General features: G+C 64.7%; 25 protein-coding genes and 1 tRNA gene. 19 read left to right on the forward strand and 7 right to left on the reverse strand.

The features are described from left to right. Positions 1–452: 452 nt before the first annotated feature. The 7 genes from infA to ABS88_RS11785 all read left to right on the forward strand — a co-directional run bounded on the left by infA (position 453) and on the right by ABS88_RS11785 (position 4,127). Positions 453–671, forward strand: a complete 219-nt coding sequence (gene infA / locus ABS88_RS11755; RefSeq protein WP_010162480.1) for a translation initiation factor IF-1 — start codon at positions 453–455, stop codon at positions 669–671. A gap of 26 nt (positions 672–697) precedes the next feature. Further along, positions 698–1,270 carry a Maf family protein gene (locus ABS88_RS11760; protein WP_076077946.1) on the forward strand — a complete coding sequence of 191 codons (573 nt, stop codon included), beginning with the start codon at positions 698–700 and terminating at the stop codon, positions 1,268–1,270. Further along, on the forward strand, positions 1,263–2,231 hold the full coding sequence (locus ABS88_RS11765) for a ribonuclease (RefSeq protein ID WP_286749863.1): 969 nt from the start codon (positions 1,263–1,265) through the stop codon (positions 2,229–2,231). Before ABS88_RS11760 ends, ABS88_RS11765 begins: the two co-directional genes overlap by 8 nt. Beyond that, positions 2,221–2,415, forward strand: coding sequence for a DNA gyrase inhibitor YacG (locus ABS88_RS11770; protein ID WP_076075882.1), 195 nt, complete (start codon positions 2,221–2,223; stop codon positions 2,413–2,415). The genes ABS88_RS11765 and ABS88_RS11770 overlap by 11 nt, the downstream gene beginning before the upstream one ends. 94 nt (positions 2,416–2,509) lie before the next feature. Next, positions 2,510–2,585, forward strand: a tRNA-Phe gene (locus tag ABS88_RS11775). A gap of 208 nt (positions 2,586–2,793) precedes the next feature. Continuing rightward, positions 2,794–3,297 carry a hypothetical protein gene (locus tag ABS88_RS11780; RefSeq protein ID WP_158682126.1) on the forward strand — a complete coding sequence of 168 codons (504 nt, stop codon included), beginning with the start codon at positions 2,794–2,796 and terminating at the stop codon, positions 3,295–3,297. A gap of 20 nt (positions 3,298–3,317) precedes the next feature. Next, positions 3,318–4,127, forward strand: a complete 810-nt coding sequence (locus ABS88_RS11785) for a hypothetical protein (RefSeq protein WP_286749864.1) — start codon at positions 3,318–3,320, stop codon at positions 4,125–4,127. A 142-nt stretch (positions 4,128–4,269) separates the two neighbouring features. Here ABS88_RS11785 and ABS88_RS11790 read toward each other — a convergent pair whose 3' ends face one another. After that, positions 4,270–5,676 carry an FAD-binding oxidoreductase gene (locus tag ABS88_RS11790; RefSeq protein WP_104959494.1) on the reverse strand — a complete coding sequence of 469 codons (1,407 nt, stop codon included), beginning with the start codon at positions 5,674–5,676 and terminating at the stop codon, positions 4,270–4,272. 33 nt (positions 5,677–5,709) lie between these two features. Further along, positions 5,710–7,257, reverse strand: coding sequence for an acetolactate synthase large subunit (locus ABS88_RS11795; protein ID WP_104959495.1), 1,548 nt, complete (start codon positions 7,255–7,257; stop codon positions 5,710–5,712). Positions 7,258–7,561: 304 nt separating this feature from the next. On the opposite strand from ABS88_RS11795, the gene ABS88_RS11800 reads away from it, so the two are divergent. The 5 genes from ABS88_RS11800 to ABS88_RS11820 are packed head-to-tail and all read left to right on the forward strand — an operon-like array spanning position 7,562 to position 11,497. After that, on the forward strand, positions 7,562–8,059 hold the full coding sequence (locus ABS88_RS11800; protein WP_199775099.1) for a MaoC family dehydratase: 498 nt from the start codon (positions 7,562–7,564) through the stop codon (positions 8,057–8,059). Then, on the forward strand, positions 8,059–8,541 hold the full coding sequence (locus ABS88_RS11805; RefSeq protein ID WP_104959496.1) for a MaoC family dehydratase: 483 nt from the start codon (positions 8,059–8,061) through the stop codon (positions 8,539–8,541). The genes ABS88_RS11800 and ABS88_RS11805 overlap by 1 nt, the downstream gene beginning before the upstream one ends. Next, entirely contained in the window at positions 8,538–9,788 is a 1,251-nt protein-coding gene (locus tag ABS88_RS11810; protein ID WP_286749865.1) for a CaiB/BaiF CoA transferase family protein, read from the forward strand. The genes ABS88_RS11805 and ABS88_RS11810 overlap by 4 nt, the downstream gene beginning before the upstream one ends. Further along, entirely contained in the window at positions 9,785–10,696 is a 912-nt protein-coding gene (locus ABS88_RS11815) for an HpcH/HpaI aldolase/citrate lyase family protein (RefSeq protein ID WP_067105807.1), read from the forward strand. Before ABS88_RS11810 ends, ABS88_RS11815 begins: the two co-directional genes overlap by 4 nt. A 9-nt stretch (positions 10,697–10,705) precedes the next feature. Next, positions 10,706–11,497: an IclR family transcriptional regulator gene (locus ABS88_RS11820; protein WP_104959497.1), complete on the forward strand. Its 792-nt coding sequence runs from the start codon at positions 10,706–10,708 to the stop codon at positions 11,495–11,497. 72 nt (positions 11,498–11,569) lie between these two features. Here ABS88_RS11820 and ABS88_RS11825 read toward each other — a convergent pair whose 3' ends face one another. After that, positions 11,570–12,463 (reverse strand): alpha/beta fold hydrolase, encoded by an 894-nt coding sequence (locus tag ABS88_RS11825; RefSeq protein WP_104959498.1) that lies wholly within the window; start codon positions 12,461–12,463, stop codon positions 11,570–11,572. Next, positions 12,460–12,819, reverse strand: coding sequence for an SCP2 sterol-binding domain-containing protein (locus tag ABS88_RS11830; protein WP_286749866.1), 360 nt, complete (start codon positions 12,817–12,819; stop codon positions 12,460–12,462). The genes ABS88_RS11825 and ABS88_RS11830 overlap by 4 nt, the downstream gene beginning before the upstream one ends. Positions 12,820–13,048: 229 nt before the next feature. Between ABS88_RS11830 and ABS88_RS11835 the strand changes: the two genes are divergently transcribed. The 4 genes from ABS88_RS11835 to ABS88_RS11850 all read left to right on the forward strand — a co-directional run bounded on the left by ABS88_RS11835 (position 13,049) and on the right by ABS88_RS11850 (position 19,410). Next, positions 13,049–14,194: an acyl-CoA dehydrogenase family protein gene (locus tag ABS88_RS11835; protein ID WP_234002612.1), complete on the forward strand. Its 1,146-nt coding sequence runs from the start codon at positions 13,049–13,051 to the stop codon at positions 14,192–14,194. A 134-nt stretch (positions 14,195–14,328) separates the two neighbouring features. Next, a complete protein-coding gene (locus tag ABS88_RS11840) occupies positions 14,329–15,927 on the forward strand; it encodes a GMC family oxidoreductase (protein ID WP_067105797.1) in 1,599 nt (532 codons plus the stop codon). A gap of 21 nt (positions 15,928–15,948) precedes the next feature. Continuing rightward, positions 15,949–16,836 (forward strand): HpcH/HpaI aldolase/citrate lyase family protein, encoded by an 888-nt coding sequence (locus ABS88_RS11845; RefSeq protein ID WP_104959499.1) that lies wholly within the window; start codon positions 15,949–15,951, stop codon positions 16,834–16,836. Between the two features lie 282 nt (positions 16,837–17,118). After that, complete coding sequence (locus ABS88_RS11850; protein WP_286749867.1) at positions 17,119–19,410, forward strand: TonB-dependent receptor; 2,292 nt, start codon at positions 17,119–17,121, stop codon at positions 19,408–19,410. Between the two features lie 146 nt (positions 19,411–19,556). On the opposite strand, the gene ABS88_RS11855 is transcribed toward ABS88_RS11850, so the two are convergent. Then, the gene (locus ABS88_RS11855; RefSeq protein ID WP_104959503.1) at positions 19,557–20,456 is read right to left on the reverse strand and encodes an MBL fold metallo-hydrolase; all 900 of its coding nucleotides are present in this window, start codon (positions 20,454–20,456) and stop codon (positions 19,557–19,559) included. Between the two features lie 178 nt (positions 20,457–20,634). Between ABS88_RS11855 and ABS88_RS11860 the strand changes: the two genes are divergently transcribed. Both ABS88_RS11860 and ABS88_RS11865 read left to right on the forward strand, forming a co-directional pair. Continuing rightward, positions 20,635–22,059 carry an aldehyde dehydrogenase family protein gene (locus ABS88_RS11860; RefSeq protein ID WP_104959504.1) on the forward strand — a complete coding sequence of 475 codons (1,425 nt, stop codon included), beginning with the start codon at positions 20,635–20,637 and terminating at the stop codon, positions 22,057–22,059. A gap of 14 nt (positions 22,060–22,073) precedes the next feature. Further along, positions 22,074–23,405, forward strand: a complete 1,332-nt coding sequence (locus ABS88_RS11865; RefSeq protein WP_234002663.1) for an MmgE/PrpD family protein — start codon at positions 22,074–22,076, stop codon at positions 23,403–23,405. A 33-nt stretch (positions 23,406–23,438) separates the two neighbouring features. On the opposite strand, the gene ABS88_RS11870 is transcribed toward ABS88_RS11865, so the two are convergent. Further along, positions 23,439–23,999 carry a peroxiredoxin gene (locus ABS88_RS11870; protein ID WP_076075873.1) on the reverse strand — a complete coding sequence of 187 codons (561 nt, stop codon included), beginning with the start codon at positions 23,997–23,999 and terminating at the stop codon, positions 23,439–23,441. Between the two features lie 202 nt (positions 24,000–24,201). Here ABS88_RS11870 and ABS88_RS11875 point away from each other — a divergent pair, with 202 nt between their 5' ends. Beyond that, on the forward strand, positions 24,202–24,540 hold the full coding sequence (locus ABS88_RS11875; RefSeq protein ID WP_076077944.1) for a YciI family protein: 339 nt from the start codon (positions 24,202–24,204) through the stop codon (positions 24,538–24,540). Here the strand turns inward: ABS88_RS11875 and ABS88_RS11880 are convergent. After that, a complete protein-coding gene (locus ABS88_RS11880; RefSeq protein WP_076075871.1) occupies positions 24,537–25,115 on the reverse strand; it encodes a cytochrome b in 579 nt (192 codons plus the stop codon). The genes ABS88_RS11875 and ABS88_RS11880 overlap by 4 nt on opposite strands. Positions 25,116–25,453 lie beyond the last annotated feature (338 nt).

Here is a 25,453-nt window from a genome sequence, read left to right on the forward strand (position 1 = left end):
GAGCGGAAGGCGACTGCCGGCATGTTTAGAATCTTGTCATTCCCGCGAAAGCGGGAATCCAGCGTGGGGGCAGCCGACGCATACCCTGGATTCCCGCTTTCGCGGGAATGACAAAGGTGGGGAAGGCAGGCGAATGTCCGCTTCCCACCCCAAAGCCGGCGTCCTCGCTTGCGTTTGCAATCGATATAATCGCCAAATAAAAGATCTCACACAAAGACACAAAGAGGGCGACTGCGCTCCGCGACATCGTGCATGATGCGCGCAGCGCTTTAAAAAACGACCGCCTGCGGCGGCAAGCACGCTTGCAAGGCGGCGCACCCTCTTTGTGTCTTTGCGTGAAGCAAATTCTTCATGCCTTCGGCGTGAAGGCCACCCCCGCGACAGATGGCTTTCCATTGCGCCGATTTGGCGTTATGGGCGCGCATCCGAATATTCGAGCCCCCAGAGGATAGATGGCGAAAGAAGAACTTCTGGAAATGCGCGGCCAGGTGGTCGAACTGCTGCCGAACGCGATGTTTCGCGTCAAACTGGAAAACGACCACGAGATTCTGGGCCACACGGCCGGCAAGATGCGCAAGAACCGCATCCGCGTGCTGGTGGGCGACGAGGTGCTCGTCGAACTCACCCCCTATGACCTGACCAAGGGTCGGATCACCTATCGCTTCAAATGAGCGGTGCGGCGACGATGCCCGCCCCCATGCGACATCTGGTCCTCGCTTCGACATCGCCGCGCAGGCGCGAACTGCTGGCGCGGATCGGCCTGACGCCGTCGCGCGTCGCCGCCCCCGAGATCGACGAGACGCCGCTGAAGGGTGAGAGCCCGCGCGCCTATGTCGCGCGCCTCGCCGAAAGCAAGGCGTGCGCGGTCGAGCGGGCGGCGGACGAGGTCGTGCTCGCCGGCGACACGACGGTCGCGGTCGGCCGCCGCATTCTGGAAAAGCCGGTCGACGAGGCGGATCTGCGCCGCATGCTGGCGCTGCTGTCGGGACGCCGGCACCATGTGTATTCGGGCGTCTGCGTCGTCGATGCCGATGGCAGGGCGCGGGGGCGCGTTGCCGACACCGTCGTCGCCTTCAAGCGGCTGACCCCTGCCGAGATCGACTGGTATGTCGCGAGCGGCGAGGGCATGGGCAAGGCGGGCGGCTATGCGATCCAGGGGCGCGCCGAAATCTTCGTCCGCTTCCTGTCGGGAAGCCATTCGAACGTCGTCGGCCTGCCGCTCTTTGAGACGCGGGCGCTGCTGACCGCCGCAGGCATTCCGCTTGGCTAAGTGGCTTTATGAGGCCGGGATCGGCGAGGCGCGCGCCGCGCTGGTCGAGGACGGCCGCATCGTCGAGGCGCGGGTCGAGCGCGAAGGCGAGGGACCGCGTGTCGGGGCGATCCTGACGGCACGGCTCGTCGAACCGGGCCGGCTGGCGCTCGACGCGCCGGGCGAGCCGGTCGCGACGATCTCCGCGCCGGGCGTCCCGCTCGGCAGCCGCCTGACGGTCGAGATCACCCGCATGGCGCTGCGCGAGCGCGGCCGCGACAAGCCGCCGCGCGCGCGGCTGGCGGATGACGGCACCCACCTTTCGCCGGGCCCCGACCTGCGCGCGCGGATCGCCGCCACCGGGATTCCCGTCGCTGATCTGCCCGCGACCGGGCCCGACCGGCTCGAAGCGGCCGGCTGGTCCGAACTGATCGACCGCGTTCGCACGGGATACTGGCCTTTCGCGGGCGGGGCGCTGTGGGTCGATGCGACCCCGGCGATGCTGCTGATCGACATCGACGGCGAAGGCGACGCTCTTGCGCTCGCCAGGGCGGGCGCGGCGGCGGCGGTGCATGTCGTGCGCTGCTGCGACGTCGGCGGCGCGATCGGCATCGACTTTCCGTCCTTGCCCGGGCGTGCCGAGCGGCAGGCGATCGACGGGCTGATCGATGCCCTGTTGCCGCAGCCTTTCGAGCGCACCGCGGTCAACGGCTTCGGTTTTCTTCAGATCGTGCGGCGGCGCGAACGGCCGTCGCTGATCGAGCAGGTGCGATTCGACCCGGTCGCGACCGATGCGGCGTTGCTGCTGCGACAGGCGGGGCGCGCGGTGGGGACGGGAGCGCTGCAACTTGTGACGCGCCCGGCCGTTGCCGAATGGATCGGCGCGCATCCACACTGGATCGATGCCTTGCAGAAGAAGAGCGGACGCGCCGTGACGGTCGCCGCCGATGCGCAGGTAAAAGGAGCGGGCCATGCCCAATGAACGTTCGGCGAGGGCGCGGCGCTGCCCGCTGTGCGGCAAGCCGCGCGACGAGGCCTACAAGCCCTTCTGCAGCCGCGGCTGCCGCGATCGCGACCTCAACGCCTGGTTCGGCGAAGGCTATCGGGTGCCCGTCGACCAGCCCCCGGACGGCGGCGCCGACGGCGGCCGGCAAAGCGAAGATTGAGAGGCGTGACGGACGCCACAAAGGCTCTGGACAGGATCGAAAGCCCTGCCTATAGCCGCCGCTCTCCCGCCCGGCCGTCAGCCGCGGCGGCGATGCCCGGGTAGCTCAGTTGGTAGAGCATGCGACTGAAAATCGCAGTGTCGGTGGTTCGATCCCGCCCCCGGGCACCATTTGGCCTTTTAAGGCAATGTCCGGGATCTCCCAGTAAGCGGCTGGTTTCCAGAACTTTTCTGAGCGAATCGCCGAACCATCGCCTGGATTTCGGGTTTCCAGAATTTCAGTCGAGTGGTCCTGCCGTTCCCAAATGCAATGCTCTTGAATAGCAGTTGACGACTTGCAGAACGATGATGAACAAGGGGGGATGGGAGGCGAAATATTGTGGGCGAACGGACGATCGAGCTTTGGGGATGGATAGTCGCTTGCGTCGCCTTTTTTGTTCCCATGCTCGCGGTCCTGGCGCTTTCATTCCTGGCCCTTTCTGACGCCGCTACCCCTGAAATTCTGGTCGACATCAGGCCATCCGAAAAGGCGATCGATCTTTTCGCCTCCTTGACACAGGTCATGATTACCATGTCGGTGGGGTTGGTCGTTGCGGCGCTGTGGTTGTTTCGGCAGCCGCTGAAGCCCAGATATCGGCGATTCCAGGGCGCGATGCTTATCGCATCCATGCTGGCGGCTCTTGTCACCTTTTATTCCGGCCTCCGATTTCTCTATGACAGCGGCGTCCAACTTACGCTGATGCCGTTCGAGTTCGGCCTTGTGAGATCGCGGCTCTATTGGGAAGGCATAGGCCTTCTTGCCCAGCTGTCGATCTTGTCTTTCACCGCCGTGGTCCATCATTATTATCGGGACGGCCGATATCGCACAGGGGGGCGCGGTTGATGCGATTATGCCATTTGGCGATGCTAGCGGTTCTCGGGGGATGCGGTGGCGGGGCGCGTGCGCAGGAGCCCGTTGCATCTTATGCCGAACGACAAGCTGCATTGAAAACTGCGGTCAGCCAGGAGTTTCGGCAAGTTGAGCGGGTGAACTGCATTCCCGCCCCGGATAATAATTGTGCTTTCTTCGGCCTGGTCATCGAATCTCAAGCCAGCACTATTTGCAGTGATACGGTCCTGCCAGTCGACCAGTATCGGTCGGCAACCGGCGTGAAGTACGGCCTTATCATGAAGGTCACGATCCGCGCGAACCACCCCGCGCCCGCAGACATCGAAACACCAATTCTGTTTTTATTGCCGCACGGCGAACCGCAAGGCGTCTGTGCGCCAGAACAGCTTTTGATTGCCAATACCCCCGTCTCCGTCCGCATCCCGCGTTGGAAACGGCTTTCGTGGAATGGACTTGAAAGCCTCCCGGACGCCGAGCGCGTCCAGCCCGATTTTGGCGATATCTTAAGCGGAAGCCTCGGGGGATTGTTGGGAGGCATCGCCACATCACAAGCGGCGATCCGCGCTCCAGGCATTCTGGACTGGATATTCAACAGCGGTCGGCAGGAGCCCGTTAAATTGCGCATCAGTTCACAGCCCGCCGGAGGAATCGTTTATGTTGGAAGCCGAATGATCGGCACGACGGAGCAGGCATTCGGCCTGACACCGACCCAGTTCAAGAACGCGTTTGTGCTGTTGAAGGGAAAAAAGATACCCATCAACACATGCACACAGATTGGCGGCGATTCCTGGGTCAAGATCGCCTGCCAATTGTCGGCGGAATAGTATCTTTTTCCTATAATTTTCTCCACGGCGGATCGTCTTCAATCGGCCGGAATAACCGGAACAAGTTGTCGAGCCGTCGCTCGGATGGGGAGCTTCGCGCTGAGCCTCCTTCCCTAAGTGGACCATCCGCCTCACAAATTGGTCAGGCTCCGCTGTCGGGGATGAGGACCTTGCCCGGATTGAGCAGATTCAGCGGATCGAGCGCGGCTTTCAGGAGTCGCATGGTGGCGATTTCTTCCGGGGTTCGGGATGAAGACAGCCAGGCGCGCTTTTCCAGTCCGATGCCATGCTCGGCGGAGATCGATCCGCCGATCGCTTCGAGCGGGCGATAGACGAGTTCCTCCGCGCGGTGGCGCGCCTCTTCGCTCCACGGGCGCGGAGCGACGCTGATGTGCAGATTGCCGTCCCCCAGATGGCCGAACACCATCAGCTTGCCCTGGCCCGCCCATTCGGCGTCGACCGAAGCGGTCAGGCCCGCGACATAATCGGGCATCGCCGTCACGGGCAGGCTCACGTCGAACACCGCGCAGGGCATCATCGCCTCCATGATTCCGGGGATATCCTCGCGGATGCCCCAGATCGCGCTACGCTGGACGCCCGACGACGCGATCACCGCGTCGGCGGCCAGTCCGCCGGCGAGCGTTTCCTCCATCAATGCCGTGAAGAACGTCTCGTCGCGCCCCGGGTCCATGCCGGACGCTTCGACGATGACATAATAGGCGTGCCCGGCGGGGAGGGGCGGTTGGTGCCGCCCGCTGTCGATCGCGATCGCCCGGTAATGCGATTGCCACATCACCTCGAACGAGGTCAGCATGGCGCCGAGCCTGCCGCTGCACAGCGAAAGCAGCCCGGTGATGCCATCGAAATCGCCCACCGCCAGCAAAGCGGTGGCGGTGGTCAGGGGCCTGGGATGCAACCGCAGGACGGCGCGGGTGACGAGGCCCAGCGTCCCCTCGCTGCCGATGAACATCTGCTTGAGGTCATAGGCGGCATTGTTCTTGAGCAGATGGTTCATCGACGACAGCACCGTGCCGTCGGCGAGAACGACTTCCAGCCCCAGGACATTCTCGCGCGTCATGCCATAGCGAACCACCTGATTCCCGCCGGCGTTGGTCGAGACGGTACCGCCGATCGTGGCCGACCCCCGCGCCCCCAGATCGACCGCATAGATCAGATCGTGCTCCAGCGCCGCGTCCTGCGCGGCCTGCAGCGGCACGCCCGCCTCGACCGTCATCGTTCGCCCGACCGGATCGACCGCTTCGACCGCGCGCATCCGTTCGAACGATATCTGCAGCTCGTGGCCGGCCGCGTCGGTGCCGTGGACCAGTCCGCTCAGCCCGCCCGCGGCGATGACGGGTTGGCGCCGCGCGTGGCACAGACGCATGATCCGGGACAGTTCGTCCGTCGAGCGCGGCCGGACGATGGCGGCGGCCATGCAGGACGAGAAACCGAGCCAGTCGCCCGGCCGTTTGGCAAGTTCGGCACCGGCGATGACGCCGCCATCCCCCGCGATGGCCCTGATGGCGTCGAGCAGATCGTCCTGTGGCATGGTTGCGTCTCCTGGCGGCGGGATATGGTGGGGTCAGATCAGGACTTCGATCAGGTGCGGTCCCTTGTCGGCCAGCGCTTCGTCCAGCGCTTCGCGTAGCTCTTCCGACGTTGTGGCCCGCCGTGCCGGCACCCCCATGCCCTCGCTGATCGAAACCCAGTCGATCGCCGGATTGCGCAGATCGAGCATCGACAGCGCCTTGGGGCCGGGGTTCTGCACGCCCACGCGCATCAGTTCGATGTTGAGGATGGCATAGCTGCCGTTGTTGATGAGGATCGTCGTGACATCGAGCTTTTCGCGCGCCATCGTCCAGAGCGCCTGGCAGGTATACATCGCGCTGCCGTCGGCCTGGAGCGCGATCACCTTGCGATCGGGGCATGCCACCGCCGCTCCCACGGCGAGCGGCAGGCCGATCCCGATCGCGCCGCCGGTCAGCGTCAGCCAGTCGTGCGGCGCGGCGCCCGCCGTATACGGAAATAGCGCGATGCCGGACGTGTTCGCCTCGTCGGTGACGATCGCGTCCTTCGGTAGCGCGGCCGCGATGACCGCACCCAGTTTCACCGGATCGAGCCGGCCGCCGTCGATGGGAGGCGTTCCCGCCTGCTGGACCAGCGCTGGCTCGGCCGGGGCGCCCAGCGCGTCGGCGAGATCGGTCAGCGCCCGTTCGGCATCCTCTTCCGCGGAGGCGAGCCGGGCCGTGCGCGCGCCATCGGGCGAAAGCCGGCTGGGCTTGCCGGGATAGGCGAAGAAGGACACCGGCGGTTCGCAGCCGCAAAAGACGATCGCCTTGAAATCCTGCAGATATTCCTGCGCCTGTTCGCCGAAATAGGGGAGTCTCTCCGCCGCAACACGGCCCGCCCCCCGCTGCAGCCGGGCGGGGAACGTCTCGCAGATCAGGCGCGCGCCCGTCGCCGCTGCAATACGCCCGGCCTGATCGAGCGCGCCTTCGCGCAGCGCGCGTCCGCCCAGGAAGATCGCTTTCGGCGCATCGGCTTCGCGAAGCAGTGTCGCGACCTCTTCGATCACCGCCGCCGGGACCGTCGGCGCGGCCTGCGCCGGGCGCGCAGTGACGCTCGCGCTGCCCTCGGTCCACGCATGGTTGGCGGGGGCGACGAGGGTCGCGATGCGTCCGGGATAGGCGGTGGCGACCGCCATCGCCTCGGCACCGGCCTGCGGCAGGTCGCGTTCGGACCGCGACGCCTTGACCCAATCGGACATCGGCCTTGCGACGCCCGCCAGATCGCTGGTCAGCGGCGAATTATATTGCAGATGATAGGTCGCATGATCGCCGACGACGTTGACGACGGGCGATCCGGCCCGCCGCGCATTGTGCAGATTGGCAAGGCCGTTGGCGAGGCCGGGGCCGAGGTGGAGCAGGGTCATCGCCGGCTTGTCGGCCATGCGGCCGTAACCGTCGGCCGCGCCCGTGACCACGCCTTCGAACAGGCCCAGTATCGCGCGCATCCCGTGCTGCCGGTCGATCGCGGCGACGAGCTGCATCTCGGACGTTCCGGGATTGGCGAAACATACTTCGACGCCTGCCTGGGCCAGGGTTTCAATCAGAGCTTCGGCGCCGTTCATACATATCTCCCCTTATCTTGATCGCGGCCGGTCCCGGGCGTGGCGAACCGATTGATAGCCGATGGCAGCCGCAACGAAATGACCTAGCGCAAAACGCACGCTTCTCCCGCATCAATTGTCGGCCGTCATGGCGATATCGTGCCTGCCTACGGTTTCGGCGATGGATTCCGATCCCGTCCATGCGCCGCAATGCAGCGATCTCATCGCATCTGTAATGACAAGGCCGCAACGCGCTTTGCCACCTTGCCGCCTTCCCGCGAACATCGCATCGCAAAGCGTGCGGCGGCAGCAGGAGAAGGAAGTCGTGTCGAACGACGTGCGAGCGCGAGCGGAGCTTTGGGCAAAGGGGCGGCTGTTCGAGGATTTCCACGAGGGGCAAAGATTCGATCATCATTGGGGGCGGACGATATTGGAGAGCGATACCATGCTCTTCTCTACCCTGACCCTGTCCTTCAATCCGCTTTACTTCAATCGCAGCTATGCGGTCGCTCATGGACATCCCGACATCGTGGTCAACCCGCAGTTGGTGTTCAACGTCGTGCTCGGCCTGACGGTCGAGGATTGCAGCGAGATCGGCGGGCCGTTCCTGGGCGTGTTCGACCTCGACTATCATCGCCCGGTCTATCCCGGCATTACGCTGCGTGCGCGTAGCGAGACGATCGAGGCGCGCCTGTCCGCCAGCAATCCGGCGAACGGTATCGTGACCTGGAAGACGGAAGGCCTCGACGACGCGGGCGAACGGATCGTGTCCTTCCGGCGCTCGAACCTGGTCGCGCGGCGCTTTCCCGAAGGAGCGGAGTGATGGACAAGCTGTCGAGCCTGACGGGCACAGCCAACTATTTCGAGGATTTTTCGGTCGGCGACGCGATCCGGCACCAGCGCGGCAAGACGATCACCCCGCTCGAAAACGTCCTTATCACCAACATGGTGATGAACACGGCGCAGGGGCATTTCAACGAGCATCATATGGCGAATTCGCCGTTCCGGAAGATATTGTCCTATGGCGGGGTCAATTTCTCGATGGTGTTGGGACTTGCGTCGCAGGATTGCTGCGAGAATGCGCTGGCGGAACTGCGGCTCGACAATATCCGGCTGACGAAGTCGGTCACGCACGGCGATACGCTCTATGCCTGTTCGGAGGTGCTGGAGAAGCGCGACGCCGATCGTGACGATGCGGGCATCGTCGTTTTCAAGCATTATGGCTACAACCAGCATGACGAGTTGGTCGCCGAGGTCGAGCGCACGGTGCTGCTGAAGCGCAAGAGCCATTGGGGCGACCGGTGAGCGCGCCGCGTTTCGGAGCGCTGTCCGACATCCGGATCATCGACCTGACGCAGATGCTGGCCGGGCCCTATGGCACGATGATGCTCGCCGATCAGGGTGCAGAGGTCATCAAGGTCGAGAGCCCCGAAGGCGACATGAGCCGCGCCGCGGCCGGAAGGGCGCAAGCCGCAGGCGAAAGGAAGCTTTCGGGATATTTCCAAAGCATCGGGCGCAACAAGGACAGCGTCGTCCTCGATCTCAAGACTCAGGGCGGCGTGCGGGCGCTGAAGGCGCTGGTCCGCGACGCCGACGCCGTGGTCGAGAACTTCCGCCCGGGTGTCATGGACCGGCTGGGTCTGGGCTGGGACGTGCTGCGCGCGATCAACCCGCGGCTCGTCTATGGATGCCTGCGCGGTTTCGGCGACCCGCGTACCGGGGCTTCCCCCTATCAGGATTGGCCGGCGTTCGACGTCGTCGCGCAGGCGATGGGCGGCATCATGGCGATCACCGGGCCCGATGCCGCGACGCCGACGAAAGTCGGGCCGGGGGTGGGCGACATCATACCAGGCATGATGCTGGGCTTCGGCGTGCTGGCGGCAATCCACCATGCACGGCGGACCGGCGAGGGGCAGATCGTCGACGTCGCGATGACCGACGCCGTGCTCGCGGTGTGCGAGCGCAGCGTGTGGCAGCGATCGTTCGACGGTGTCCTTTCGGGGCCGGAGGGCAATCATCATCCCTTCCTCTGCCCCTTCGGCATGTATCCCGCGTCGGACGGGTTCGTCACGCTGGCGGCCCATATCGACAGTTTCTTCGCCTCGCTGTGCGATGCGATCGACGCGCCGCAACTCGCGACCGATCCCGATTTCGCGCGGCAGGATGCACGGTCGGCCAATCGGTTGCGCCTGATTGCGATCCTCAGCGACATCACGCGGCGCTTCACCAAGGCGGAACTGGTCGTCCGGCTCGGCGGGCGCATGCCCTTTGGCCCGGTAATGAACATCGCCGAGATCGCCGAAGATCCGCATTTCGCCGCGCGCGAAATGATCGTGACGGTGGACGAGCCGGGGCAGCCCGACGCCACCGTGGCGGGCGTGCCCGTCAAGATGACCGCAACGCCCGGTGGGGTGCGCCGGCGCGCGCCTTTCCTTGGCGAACATACCCGCGTCCGCCTGATCGAGGCGGGCCTGACCGAAGACGAGATCGAAGGGCTGATCGCTCGCCGAGAGGCCGCCGGCTTTGATACCAACGAAAGGAATTCCGAATGACCCAGCGGCCCGCGCGTGCCCGCCGTTCCCAGCTCTCCGTCCCGGGAAGCAGCGAAAAGATGCTGGCGAAAGCGGCCGCCTCGGCTGCGGACCACGTCTTTTGCGACCTGGAGGACGCCGTTGCGCCATCCGCCAAGGTCGAGGCGCGGCAGAAGATCGTCCACGCGCTGAACACGCTCGATTGGGGCGGCAAGACCCGCTGCGTCCGCATCAACGACGTGACCACCCAATGGTGCCACGGCGACATCATCGAGATCGTCGAGGGCGCCGGCGCCAATGTCGATACGATCATGCTGACCAAGCCCTATTGCGCCGCGGACGTGATCTTCCTCGATCGCATGCTCGGCCAGCTCGAACAGAAGCTGTCGCTGGACAGGCGGATCGGCATCGAGGTTCTGATCGAAGAAGTCGAGGCGCTTCAGAATGTCGAGGAGATCGCCCGCTGTTCGGATCGGATGGAGGCGCTGATCTTCGGCATGGGCGATTATTCGGGATCGCAGGGAATCGAGACGAAGAATATCGGATCGACCGACGGTTATCCGGGCGACATCTTCCACTATGCCCGTTTTCGCATCACCATGGCCGCGCGTGCCGCGGGTATCGATGCGGTCGACGGGCCGTTCGCCAATTTCAAGGACGACGCGGCCTATCGCCAGGAAGCGGAACGCGCCAAGGCGCTCGGCATGGTCGGCAAATGGGCAATCCACCCGTCGCAGATCCAGCCCGCTCTCGACGTGTTCAGCCCCTCGCGGGAGGAAGTCGATCGGGCGCGCCGGATCGAGCAGGCCTATCGCGAGGCCGAAAGCGCGGGGTTGGGCGCGGTGCAGGTCGATGGCGTGATGATCGACGTTGCGGTGCTGCGCCTGACGCGCAATACGCTGCGCAAGGCCGAGCTCATAGGGATGTAGGATAGGAACATGTCACGGTCGGTGAAGTCGGCGGAACGGACGCTCGCGCTGTTCGAGCTGTTTTCGCGCCGACAGCAGCCGCTGACCGTGGGGCGCATTTCGGCCGAACTCGCGATCCCGCAGGCGAGCACCAGCATGCTGCTCGCCAATCTGCGCGACCTGGGCTACATCACCTATGACGCGCACCGGCGCACCTATGCGCCGACGATCCGCGTCGCGCTGCTCGGTAGCTGGATCAACCGCGAGTTCGACCAGGCGGGATCGCTGACCGCGATCCTGTCGGACCTTCAGCGCGAAGTGCAGGAAACCGTCTTTCTGGGTCTCCAGAACGGACCCTATGCCCAATATATCGCGACCATCCTGCTCAAGAAGCCGCGCGGGATGCGTGTGGAAGCGGGGCAGCACAAACTGCTCACGGCCTCGTCGGTCGGACGAATGCTGCTGTCGCTGAAAAGCGACGGCGAAATCCAGCGCTGGGTGCACCGCTGCAACGCCGAGGCGACCGAGGATCGGCTGCGGATCGGCGTCAGCGAATTCATGGCGATCATCGAGCAGATCCGGCGGCAGGGTTTCACACAGACCCGCGGCGACGTCACGCCGGAATTCGGGGCGATCGCCGTGACCGTGCCCGCACCGCGCGGCTTCATGCCGATGGCGCTGGGCGTCGGCATTCCCGTCGAGCGGATCGAGGCGAAGCATGACATGATCGTCGATGCACTGCGCCATGCCAGCGAACGGCTGAAAATCATCACGCTGCCGCAGCAGGAGCCGAGTTCGCGCGATACGATCCTTGGCCCTTAGATCGTATCGCCGCCGGGCGTCGCCTGTGCCGACCTCCCCGGCCTCATGTTCGAAGACGATTCTGCCCCGATCTCAAGCCGCGACACTGCTTTCCCGGGCACGGATTTCATCGAGCACGGGGCGAAGATAGCCGAGGAAGCGCTCGGGGTCTTCGCTCATCGGGAAATGGCCGAGGCCCGGCATCAGGCTGTACTTTGCGCCCTCGACGTGCCGCGCCACCTCTTCCGCCGCTTCGGGCGGCGCCGAATAATCATATTCGCCGCTGAGCAGGTAGAGCGGACAGACGGCGGTGTCGATATTGGCGACCAGCCCGTTGCGAAGGTCGCCGTCGTCGAAATAATAATAGAGATCTCCGGCAAAGACGCCGGGGCCGCCCTGCATATAATGCCAGATTGTCTCCCACCGGTCCTTGTGCGGCGCTTCCGGCCCGATCAGGCCGGAGATCAGCATCGAGCACATCTCGCCGCCGTGCGCTTCGGGGCGGTTCATGATCGCTTCGTCGCTATATTGGGCGTTGAAGACGCTTTCGGCATGAAGCCCCGATTGCAGACCGATCGCCGCCCGGAACTTCGGACCGTGGCGCAGCGCGAGGTGCAGGACGGCGCGGCCGCCGATCGAGCAGCCCATGACGATGGGGCGGTCGATGCCGAGCGCCTCGATCACCTTCATCACCGTCGCGACATAGCGGTCGCTGGTCAGCAGATAATCGTCGCGCTCCCACCCTTCGGGCGGCGACGACTTGCCGTGATAGGGCAGGTCGAAGGCGATCACCCGATATTGGGACAGCAGCCGTTCGTCGTTCATCAGCGCGCGATACTGGCGACTGTCGGCACCGGCGGTGTGCAGGCAGAGCAGGGGAATGCCTTCGCCGGCCTGCTCGACATAGACGCGGTTGCGGCGCCCCTCGACGTCGATGGTGATGTAGCGGCCGACGGCCGGTTCGAAACAGGGTGCGACGGTGGTCATCCGAACATCCTTCCGGTTGCGAGTTGCTGGAGAATGTCCTTGAGGACATAGGAATAGCGAAACAGCGTCAGGAAGTCGCCCGTCACGTCGGCGCGGCCCGTTTCCGCCATCGCATAGATGTCGTGGCATCCCGGCGGCGGCACCGGTTGCTGGAACGCGGCCCAGGCCTCCGGCGCGATCCGGATCGTGACGTCGGCAGTCTCGTCGGCCGCCGCCGATGCGACCTTTCCGTCGCGCAGCGCCAGCAGCCAACGCCGGTCGCCGGTCTCGATGCGCAAGACGCAGTTTGCGAATCGCAATCTTCGCTGGACCGACGGGTCCGCGTTCAAGGCGTCCAATATCTCGGTCGAAGGCATGGCTACACTCTCCCTGCGACGGCGGTTCGCGCCCGTCCTGTCCGATGCCCCTTGTCTTGCGCGCTTTGTCCTCGCTGTCGAGTTCGCACCTGCTGCGTGCACCCTTCCATTACACATGCGATGAAGCGGGTGGTCGCGTGGCGCCCGGACGCCGATCCGCATAGACGGGAAGCGAGGGCGCCGGTGCAGCGCCGCACGACATGAGATCGGGAGCTTGGCAATGGGGTGGATGACCGAAGAACGCCTGATGATTCAGGAAAGCGCGCGCGATTTCGCGATGAACGAAGTGCTGCCGATCGCGAACCGGCTCGATCCCGTCCAGGGGATCATCCCCGACGATCTGATCCGCAAGATGGGCGAGCTTGGCTATTTCGGCATCGTCGTGCCGGAAAAATACGGCGGCCTGGGATTGGGCGCGTTCGAATATTGCCTTGTCGCCGAGGAACTGGCGCGCGCGTGGATGAGCGTCGGCAGCCTGATCGCGCGCGGCAACAGCATGATCGGCATGGAAAGCATGAGCGAGGAATGGCGCGCCGACGTGCTGCCACGCGTCGCGCGCGGCGAATATCTCGGTGCCTTCGCCATGTCGGAACCGAACGCCGGCAGCGATGTCGCCAACATCAGCACGCGCGCGGTCCGCGACGGCGACGATTATATCATCACCGGCAACAAATATTGGTGCACCTTCGCCGATGGAGCCGACTTCGTCACCGTCATCGCGCGCACCGGAACCGATCCCGACCCGAAGCGCCGCCATGCGGGGCTGTCGGCCTTCGTTCTCGAAAAGCCGCGCGGCGAATTGCCCGCGGGCGTGCAGGGGTCGCCGATCCCGAAGATCGGTTATTTCGGCTGGAAGACATGGGAACTGGCGTTCGACGGCGTGCGCGTTCCCGCTTCGGCATTGCTGGGCGAGGAAGGCAAGGCCTTCTACATGATCGCGCACGGCCTCGAACGCGCGCGGGCGCACACCGCGGCGCGCTCGATCGGTCTCGCGCGCGGCGCGCTGGAGGATGCGCTCGCTTACGCCAAGGAGCGACAGCAGTTCGGCCGACCCATCGCCGAATTTCAGGACATAAGGTTCAAGCTGGCGCGGATGGCGACCGAGATCGAGGCATGCCGCCAGCTCATGTATCATGTCTGCGATCAGATCGACACGGGGCGGCGCTGCGATGCCGAGGCGTCGATGGTCAAATATCTCGCCTCCGAAATGGCAGAGCGCGTCACCAGCGACGCGCTGCAGATATTGGGCGGCGCCGGCTATACCACCCATTATGCCGTCGAGCGCTATTGGCGCGACGCGCGGCTGACCAAGATTTTCGAGGGCACGTCGGAAATCCAGCTGCGGATCATTTCCGACCATCTGCTGGGACGCTGAGCGGCGGGCGGCGGGGCGCCATTCCATCGCAGATGTAATGAGATGGGTGCCCGGCTTGCGCGGGACCCCGCGGCGATGATCATGGCCGGCGAACGAAATGACGGGAGGCGCCGGACAGGTCCGGCGGACGGATCATGCAGCACTATGACTATATCATCGTCGGCGCCGGCTCGGCCGGCTGCGTGCTCGCCAATCGGCTGAGCGAGAGCGGAAAGCACCGGGTGCTGTTGCTGGAGGCGGGGCCGGACAAGGAAAGCTTCTGGGTCCGCACCCCGGCGGGAGTTCCGTTCCTCTACACCGATCCCAGGCTCAACTGGATGTATCATTCGGAAGAGGAGCCGACGCTGGACGGCCGGCGCGTCTATCACCCGCGCGGCATGCTGATGGGGGGATCGAGCGCGATCAACGGCATGGTCTATATCCGCGGCAATCGGTTCGATTACGACCGGTGGGCGGCGGAGGGCAATGCGGGATGGTCGGCCGCCGACGTTCTGCCCTATTTCCGGCGCGCCGAAACCAATCTCGATTTCGTCGACCAGTATCACGGATCGACGGGGCCGATGCGCGTCGCGCGTGCTTCCTATGACATCCCGGTGGTCGACGCCTTCGTCGATTCCGGCCGCGCGGCCGGGCTGCCGCCGACGGAGGATTTCAACGGCGCGCAGCAGGAGGGCGCCCAGCTCTATCAGTTCACGATCAGCGAGGGGCGGCGCAATTCGACGGCCCACTCCTTCCTCCGGCCGGCGCGGCGCCGTCCCAACCTCGAACTGCTCGATCGTGCGCCGGTCAGCCGCCTGATCATCGAGGACGGGCGGGTGCGGGGCGTTTGCTATGTCCGGGGTGGTCAGGAGCACCGCGCCTATGCGCGCGAGACGTTGCTGAGCGGCGGATCGATCAATTCGCCCCAGCTTCTGATGCTGTCGGGGATCGGCCCGGCGGCGCATCTCGCCGAAAACGGCATCGCGGTCGTCCACGATCTGCCGGGCGTCGGCCGCAATCTTCAGGACCATATCAGCGCCCCGGTCAACTACGAGACGCGCGAGGGCATGTCGCTCAACAAGACCCTGTCGGGGGTGCGCAAATATCTCAACGGCGTGCGCTACCTGCTGACGAGGTCGGGACCGCTGTCGCTCGGAACGTCGCAGGCGGCGGCATTCATCCGCACCGATCCCGAAGCGGCGGCGCCCGACATCCAGATCAGCTTCCGCGCCTGGAGCTTCGATTTCAACGCGAGAGGCCAACTCAAGATGCACAGCTATCCGGGGGTACAGGCGGTGGCGATCCTGCTTCGTCCCGAATCGCGCGGAACGCTGACTCTCAATCCGCAGGATCCGCGGCAGGCGCCGGTGCTGCGCTTCAACTATCTGACCGAGGAATATGATCGCGCCACCCTGCTGCGGGGCATCCGATGGATGCGCCGCATCGCCTCTACCGGCGCGTTCGGCGATGCGGTCGTGCGCGAATGCGGGCCGGGCGAACAGCTCCAGAGCGACGACGAAATCCTGTCCTACGTCCGCGAATATGCGCAAAGCGTGATGCATCCTGTCGGTACCTGCAAGATGGGGACCGGCCCCGACGCGGTCGTCGATCCCCGGCTTCGCGTCCATGGCATACCGGGCGTGCGCGTCATCGATGCGTCGATCATGCCCTATGTCGTCAGCGGCAACACCAACGCCCCGACGATCATGATCGCCGAACGCGCCGCTGACCTGATTCTGGCCGACGCCGGCTGACTTCCGTTCGGAGACGCTTTCATGCGATTGCCTTTCAAGCCGCGCCGCACCGCGCTCTACCTGCCCGCGATCAATGCCAGGGCCGTTGCCAAGGCGCGGACACTGCCGGTCGATATCGTCATCCTCGATCTGGAAGACGCGGTCGCGCCGGAGCGAAAGGAAGAAGCGCGTAACGCCGCCGTGGCGGCGGCGCAGGAGGGCGGTTTCGGGGACCGCGAGCTGATCATCCGCGCCAACGGACTCGACACGCCCTGGTGGCGCGACGATCTGGTCGCGGCTGCGCGCTCGGGCGCGGACGGCGTGTTGGTGCCCAAGGTTGGCAGCGCCGCCGACATCGCGCGCTGTGGGGAACTGCTCCGCGATGCGCCGGCGGGACTGTCGCTGTGGGCGATGATCGAGACTTGCGCGGCCGTTGTTGCATTGCCTGCCATCGCGGCCGCCGCGGAGGGCTCGCGCCTTGCGGCAATGGTTCTGGGCACCAACGATCTTGCGAAGGAAATGCGCGCGGCGCTCACGCCTGACCGGCTCGCTTTCCTGCCGATCCTGACCTCCGCCGTCATCGCGGCGCGCGCGCATGGGCTGATCGTACTCGACGGAGTCTGCAACGATTTTCAGGATATCGACCGCTTCGAGGCGGAGTGTCGGCAGGGTCTGGTATTGGGCTTCGACGGCAAGACCATCATCCATCCGCGACAGGTCGATCCGTGCAATGCCGTCTATTCGCCGACCCCCGACGAGGTGCGATGGGCGGAGCGCATCATCACCGCTTTCGATGCGCCCGACCATGCGGGGAAGGGGGTGGTGCAGATCGACGGGCAGATGGTCGAACGGCTTCACCTCGACGATGCGCGACGTGTGCAGGCTACAGCGGCCGCGATAGCACGCCGACGCGATGAATCGGTCGATTGAGAGCGCCATCTCATCACGTCTGTGATGAGTTCGCGTCGGATGGCACCGAATACTCGCACATCGGAGGCGATTGTGCTTTCGTAGTGGAGAAGGTTGGAAAAGGGCTGCCGACTCCTACTGATTTTCAACCTCTTCATCCTGTTTTCCAAATAATCCTGCGCTGCGGGAGGAGGAGTTGTTTCGCCTTTTCAGGCTCCGTTTCTCTGAATTTCTGAAAATGAAGTTCCATCATTCACAAGATATTCCATGCGCGAAGCATGAGATTTGGGAGGGAGTTTTGCGATGCTTACCAAAAGCATAATGCTTCAATCGGCCGCACTGGGGCTCATCATGGCGGCACCTGCCCATGCCCAGACGTCTTCGGACGAGAGCGAAGTCGCTCGTGCGACCTCGAGTGACGACATCGTCGTCACCGCGCAGCGCCGCGAGCAATCGATGCTCTCGGTCCCGATCGCGATTACCGCGGTAACGGGCGCCGCGCTCGCCAACGCGGGGGTCAGCGACAGCAGCCAGCTTGCGACGGTCGTTCCGAACCTCCAGATCAACAGCGCCTACGGCAAGACGCAGCCCAATTTCTCGCTGCGCGGTATCGGCGTCGGCAACGAATATTCCGCCAATCAGGCATCGCCGATCGGCGTCTATATCGACGATGCCTATATCGCGTCACGTACCAGCCAGGGCGCCCAGCTCTACGATCTCGAACGCATCGAGGTGCTTCGCGGTCCCCAGGGGACGCTGTTCGGCCGCAACACCACGGGCGGCGCGATCAACATGATCACGCGCAAGCCGGACCTGTCGGGCAGCAGCGGCTATGTCGAGGCGAGCTATGGCAATTATGACACCCTCCATGGACAGGCCGCGCTGGAAACGACGCTGGTCGAAGACCAGCTCGGCATCCGCATCGCCGCCAACTACGATCGCAACGACCCGACATTCAGGAATCTGATTCCCGGCAAACCCAGTCCGAACGGCGGAACGAGCTATTCGGGCCGCGTCCAGCTCCGCTGGAAGCCGGTGCCCGAACTCGACGTGTTGCTGAAGGCCTATGGATCAAAGGACAAGCTGACCCAGGGCGCGCTCCATTCGGTCGGCGCGACGCCGTCGGGAGCCAATCCGATCACCGGCTATACGCGCGACGGGCTGGGTTTCTACGAGGTCGAATATGGCTATGCCGGCAAGCGCCGGACCAACAGCTATGGCTTCCTCGGCAAGATTTCCTACGAGGCGAGCGACAGTCTCACGCTTCACTCGCTGACCAGCTACGATGGCGGCTATTTCCTCGTCGACAATGATGCCGACGCGCAGCCGCTCAGCCTGCTCGATTATACGCCGTCGTCGAAGACCCACCAGTTCAATCAGGAATTGCGGGCGAACCTGTCGACCGATCGCCTCGATCTGGTGCTTGGTGCCTATTACGGGACCGATACGACGCGGACCAACAACAATCTCGGCCTCTATTTCTTCCTGCGCGACCTCGGTGCGCCGCCCGATGTGACGGGTGCGACGGGCGGCTTCTCGATCAACCAGCGCTATACCCAGGATCGCCGTTCGACTGCGATCTTCGCGCAGGCCGACTACAAGCTGACCGACCAGCTCACGCTGACGGCGGGGCTGCGCTATACATGGGACAAGTCGAAGCTGCGCAATGCGCTCTCCTATTTCGGCGACTATGACTATGAGCCGATCGTCTATACCGTCACCGACCCGGCAAATTACGGTCAGCCGGTGCCGACCCAATATGGCAAGGACGGCGCGCTGACCGGCCGCCTCGCGCTCAATTACGAGTTCGACAGCGGGGCGATCCTCTATGCCAGCTACAATCGCGGCTATCGCGGAGGGACGTTCAACGGCGGCGCCTACGCCAGCGTCGCACAGCTCGACTATATCAAGCCGGAGACGGTCAACGCCTATGAAGTGGGCAGCAAGGGACGGCTGTTCGACGGCGCGATCAGCTATTCGCTCGCGGCTTTCTATTATGATTACAAGAACCAGCAGACCAACGAGGTCATCAACTTCACGGGCTTCCTCCGCAATGCCGGTTCGGCGACCGTCTATGGCGGGGAACTGGAGCTCAACGGCCGCGTGTCGCCCGCGCTGTCGTTCAACGCGTCGCTGGGATTACTGCACAGCAAATACGATCAGCTCGTGCTCGGCCGCGATGTCGCGAGCGGGACGGTCGGCGTCGATCTGGCGGGTAATGAGCTGCCGTTCGCGCCGCACGTGACCGCCCAGGCCGGCATCGACTGGACGATGGCGCGGATCGGCGACGGCGACCTCAAATTCCTGCCGCGTGTCTCCTATACCGGACATCAGTGGTTCTCGCCGTTCAACGACCGCGAATCCTTCCCTGGCGACCCGATCGGCAACGAGCGTCTGCACCAGGACGGCTATGCGAAGGTCGATGCCCAACTGCTGTGGAGCAACGATCGGATCACCGCCGGTCTCTATGTCAAGAACCTGTTCCAGAAGCATTATTATCTCTACGGTCTCGACCTCCGGACCTTCTTCGGGCTCGATTTCTTCGCGCCTGCCGATCCGCGCACCTGGGGGGCGATGGTGCGCTTCAACTTCTGACGCCTGTCGCCTTCTCTCAGCCTGATCGGGCGCAGCCGCATGCGTGGCTGCGCCCGTTTTTTGCCTCGTCCGGGGCCAGAAAAAAGGCCGCCGCCATCGGTGGAACCGAAGGCGGCGGCCGTGCGGGGCGCCGAAGCGATACGGCGTCAGGGCAGCCGGACGGTCGGCTCGAACTCCAGCCGGAACGCATCGCCGTCGCGCACGACCGTGCCGCCGCCCGCGCCCGTCCAATGCGTGCCGAGGACGAGGCAGCCGTCCTCGGTCGCGTCGGTGAACAGCTTCCAGCGCGTCCTTTTGCTCATTTCGGGGTCGGCATCGACGTTGGTGCCCCAGTCGGGATGCGCGAGCTGGCAGGGATGATGAACGCAGTCGCCGGTGATGATCGCGCTTTCGTCTTCGGAGCGGACGACGATCGAGACGTGGCCCGGCGTATGGCCGATGGTCGGCGTCAGAAACACTTCGTCGGTGATCCGGTGATCGACCTCGACCAGATCGACGAGCCCGGCATCGATCACCGGCTGGACCGACTCCCGCTCGACCGAGGCGTTGCATTCGCGCCAGGCTTCGTCGACGTCGGGACTGTGGTGGGTCGCCTGCATGAAATCATATTCGACCCGCCCGAACAGATAGCGCGCGTTGGGGAAAGTCGGCACCCAGCGCCCGTCGACCCGGATCGTGTTCCAGCCGACATGGTCGAGGTGCAGGTGGGTGCAGACGACGACGTCGATCGATTCCGGCGGGAACCCCGCGGCCTTCATCTTCTCCAGGAAATCGGTCTGCATTTGATCCCAGATCGGCGCGATCTTCAGGTCCTTGTCGTTGCCGATGCAGGTATCGACCATGATCCGCTTCGTGGGTGTGTCGAGGATGAAGGCGTGCAGGCTGAGGCTCGGCTCGCCCTTTTCGGTGATGAATTCGGGGTAGAGCCACGGGATCGCCAGCAGCGCCTCCGGCGTCGCATCGGGCATCAGGCCCGGTATGCCTTCGGGCACGATCTGTTCGATGACCTGACTGATCCTGACCTTGCCGATTGTCCAGCTTTGCATTGGTTCATCCCTCACCCGATCGAATAGGGCCCGTCCGGACCCGGTCGCGCGAGGATAGCGGAGAAAGGTCCGTGCCCGAATGCGTCCGGACGATCCATTGCATATGCGATGAAGCGCGCGGGCCGTTTTGCGCCGCCGCCGAAAGCGATAGGGTCATGCGAAGGGAAAGGATCGCACGATGGATTGCCACCATTTCATTGACGGTCGCGAGGTCGTCGAACCGGGCGCGCGCTATCTCGACAATCTGGCGCCGGCGACGGGCGAAGTGATCGGACGTGTCGCGCTCGGCGGCGCGGAGATCGTCGACCGGGCGGTCCAGTCGGCGCGCGCCGCCTTTCCGGCGTGGCGCGACATGCGGCCGATGGAGCGCGGCCGTATCCTCGTCGACATCGGCCGCGCGATCCGCGCCCATGCCGCGCGACTGGCGGAGATGGAGGCGCGCGAAACCGGCAAGGTCATGGCGCAGGCGATCGGCGAGATCGAGATGTCCGCCCAGTATTTCGAATATTACGGCGGCCTTGCGAACATCTTCTACGGCGAAGTCATCAATATCGGTGCGCCCTATCACAGCTACACGCGCCGCGAGCCTTTTGGCGTCGTCGCGACGATCCTGCCGTGGAACGCGCCGCTGAATCAGGCGGCGCGCGCGATCGCGCCGGCGCTGGCGGTCGGCAATACGGTGGTGGCCAAGCCGTCGGAGGAAACGCCGTCGACGCTGGTCGAGGTCGCGCGCCTTGCGGTCGAGGAATGCGGCCTGCCGCCCGGTGTCGTCAACGTCGTGCTGGGCACGGGGCGCGAGGTGGGCGAACCGCTGGTCGCGCACGAGCGCATTCGCAAGGTCATGTTCACGGGCAGCGTGCGGGCGGGCCGCGAGATCGGCCGCGTCGCCGCGGAACGGATCATCCCGCTGACGCTGGAACTGGGCGGCAAGTCGCCGAACATCGTCTTCGCGGACGCCGACCTCGACGCGGCGGTGGCGGGCGCGGTGCGCGCCTTCACGATGAATGCGGGACAGGTCTGCGTCGCGGGAACGCGGCTGCTGCTCCAGTCGTCGATATATGATGCCTTTCTCGACCGGCTCGTCCCCGCGGTCGATGCGCTCAGATATGGCGATCAGGACGGCGCGGTCTTCGGCGCGACGACCACGGCCGCGCAGTTCGAGCGCGTGCGCCGGTTCCACGATCTGGCGAAGGCCGAGGGCGCGGTGCGGCTGACGCGCGAGCCGCCGGAACCGGCGGCGGGCAAGGGGCTCTTCCCGGCACCGGCAGTCTATGCGGGCGTGACGCCTGATATGCGGATCGCGCGCGAGGAGGCATTCGCCCCCATCCTGACCGTGCTGACGTTCGAGGACGAGGATCAGGCGGTCGCGATCGCCAACGACAGCGATTTCGGGCTCGGCGCGGGCGTCTGGACCCGCGACATCGGCCGCGCGCTCCGCATGGCCGCGGCGCTGGAGGCGGGCCAGGTCTTCGTCAACGAATATATGGCTGGTGGGATCGAGACGCCCTTCGGCGGATACAAGAACAGCGGCTATGGGCGAGAGAAGGGGATCGAGGCGCTGACCCATTATACCCAGCTCAAATGCGTAACGATCCGCATATGAGCGCGGAAAGCCGGATGGCAGGCGCGCAACCGTTCACTGCCTTGCTCGCTCGGTCGATTACGGCGTCGGGGAACGCGCGTCCCACGGACGAGCAATATGCCGCCGCCCGCCGCATCCTTGTCGATTGGCTGGGCGTCGCGCTGGCGGGGACGACCGAGCCGGTCGCGAAAATCCTCCGCGCCGAGTTTGCATCCGCCGAAGGCGCGGCGTCGGTGCTGGGCGGCGGCCGGGCGTCGGCCGCCGATGCGGCGCTGGTCAACGGCACCACCGGTCACGCTCTCGATTATGACGATGTTCAGCAGTTCATCGGGCATCCGGCGACAGTCGTGGTCCCGGCCGCGCTGGCGGTGGCGGAGACGGTGGACGCGGGGGGCGAGGAACTCGCCCGCGCGATCATCGCCGGTTATGACGCCGCGCGCTTCGTCGGGACGCTCGCCATGCCGGGCCATTACGACCATGGCTTCCATTCGACGGCGACGATCGGCGCGTTCGGGGCGATGGCGGCATCCGCCGTGCTGATGGGCCTCGCGCCGGAAGAAACCGAAAACGCGATCGGGCTGGCGGCGACGCAGGCGGCGGGGCTGAAATCGATGTTCGGGACCATGGCCAAGCCCTTTCACGCAGGCCGTGCGGCGTCGGCCGGCGTCATTGCCGCCCGGCTTGCCGCGCGCGGAATGACCGCAAATCGCGAAAGTCTGGAAACCGATCAGGGCTTTCTCGCCACTCAGGCGCACCAGCCGGTTCCGGCCGACTGGCGGGCGCCGCGATTCGGGGAGAGCCTCGACCACCTGCTCTTCAAATATCACGCCTCCTGCTACCTGACGCATTCGAGCATCGAGGCGGTCCGGCAGTTGGTGATCGAACGGGGGCTGATCCCGGACGCTTTGGAGAGCGTCGTACTTCGGGTTCCGGCCGGCCATCTCAAGGTCTGCAATATCGAAAATCCGGCGACCGGCCTCGAATCCAAATTCAGCCTGCGGCAGGTCGTCGCGTTGACGCTCGGCGGTTATGACACGGCGGATATCGGCGTTTTCAACGACATGCTCGCCGGCGACGAGGCGCTCGGACGCCTGCGCGGCAAAATCGGCGTGGTGGGCGATCTCGACAGCATATTCGGCGCGAGGGCGACCATCAGGATCGGCGATGATACGATGCTCGAGGCGGTTTGGGACGTGTCCGAAGCGGACATCGGACCGAATGATCTCGATGACAGGCTGGACCGGAAATTTTCCGTATTGGCGACACCCTTGATCGGCGCGGCACGCGTTCGCGAGGTCCTCGATCTTTCATACGACATTCGTAAAACCGATCTGGCGAAGCTGTCGGCCTCCCTCCATATCGCTTGAGAAACCGCGGTTCTCACGGCTTAAGATCGGCGGTCAGCCGCGCTTGGCGTTCCATGCGCGGACCGCAGCCAGCGTCTTTTCTATATGCGCCTGCGGGTTGCGGTCGGTGTAGCTCAGCAGGATGGTTCCGTCGGGTGCGATGACGAACGACGTCCGGTTGGAGATGAGCGTCTGGTTGGGGCCCGGCATGGCGGTGTCGTATTTGACCGCGACCTTGGCGCCCGGATCGGCCGCGACGGCGAATTTGTCGCGGCATTCCGACTTGGAGAATTCCGCCACGCGATCGATGTTGCCTGCGGTCACGCCGATGATGCGGGCACCTAACTGATTGAACTGGCTGTTCGCTTCCGCGAACAGATGGGCTTCCATCGTGCAGCCGGGGGTGAATGCGGCGGGGAAGAAATAGAGCACGACCGGCCCGTTCCGCAGCGTCTGTTTCAGCGTCAGGCTGAAGGATTTGCCGCCCTGCGCGGCGTTCAGCGTGAAGTCGGGCGCCTTCGCGCCCTGCTGGAGGGCCGCGATGCCCTGTACGGGGAGGACGGCCAGCAACAGGCCGAGGCCGAACGACGTCGCGATCTTGTTCCGGATTTTCATCTGGCTTCTCCAACTCGAACGGTGGGCGCGCGCCTCGTCCGGACTCTCTTCCGCTCTCCTCTTCGTCGGCGCGTGGCGAAAGGTTGCGACGGGAGACAGGATGATGAAAAAAAGCGGCGGCGTCTACACCGATCATTCGTTTCCCGTCCGCGCGCTCCCCGGGCCCCTTGCCGTCGCGGCCCCCACGATGCATCTTCAAGCGATGACCAAATATCTCATCTCCTTTCCGAGCGACGCCCTGGTCCTCACCGACGCAGAGTTCCCGATCGTGTCCGCCGACGCGCACGCGGTGATCGAGGAAGCCAGGGCCGCCGGCGTCTATGTGTTCGGCGGAGGGATAGCGGAGCAGGTTGCGCCCGTACTGGTCTCCGCCGACGGATCGGTGTCGGCCGAAATCTATCCCGGCAGCGGGCTCACGGGCGGCTTCACGGTGCTGGAACTGCCGTCCCGCGAGGATGCGGTCGAGTGGGCGAGCAAGATCGCGGCGGCCTGTCGATGCGCGCAGGAGCTTCGCGAATTCATGTACGACCCCGCGAGCTAGTCCATACTCGATTGCAGCGGCGCTGCGGCGTCCACGCGGCGGCCGATCATGCGGGAGAGCGTGTCGTCCCGCCACCCGAAGCGATGCACCAGAACCATCGCGACGTGCCCTGCGATCAGCGCAAGCAGCGTCCAGGCCAGCAAGCCGTGCACCGCATTGGCGGGGGCGGTCATCCACGCGATCTCCTGTCCCGTCGGTGCTGCGAACTCGATGCCGAACAGCGTCACCCCCTTGCCGCTTCCGGCCATGCGGAACAGCGCGAGCGCGGGCACGACGATCATCAGCAGATAGAGGAGGATATGGCCGATGCGCGCCGCCTGGCCGATCGCATTCGATGAATAGGTGGGGCGCCGCCGCCGGTTGCGAAGCGCCCAAAGCGCGCGGACGACGACGAGCGCGAGGATGAGGGCGCCGATCGATGCGTGCGTGCCGACCCAGAATTTCATCAGCGGGACGCGGCCGAGCACGCTCTTCATGATCATGCCGCCGAGCTGCCAGAACAGCAGCAGCGCCATCGTCCAATGCAGCAGCCGTGTCACCGATCCATAATGGTTGGGCGTGTCGCGCAGCAGCATGTCGGTTCTCCGTTCCTTAGGGTCAGGACCCATTAATTTGCGGTTCGAGGTTTGAAGCGATTTCGTTCAGGGCGAGGAGGCAAGGCGTAGGAATATGTCGATATTTCAAGACTTGCCGACGAAGCCATGGACGAAATCGGTCAAATCCCGCAGGGACGCCGAAATGGCTTCGATCTCAGGCCCGCGCGGCCTTGCGGGTAGCGATGCTACCCGCTGCATCCGCCCGAACCCGATATCTTCGCCATTTCGACGCCTCGAACCGCAAATTAAGGGGTCCTGACCCTAAGGAACGGAGAACCGACATGCTGCTGCGCGACACGCCCAACCATTATGGATCG

It is taken from the genome of Sphingopyxis sp. SCN 67-31 (assembly GCF_001725095.1).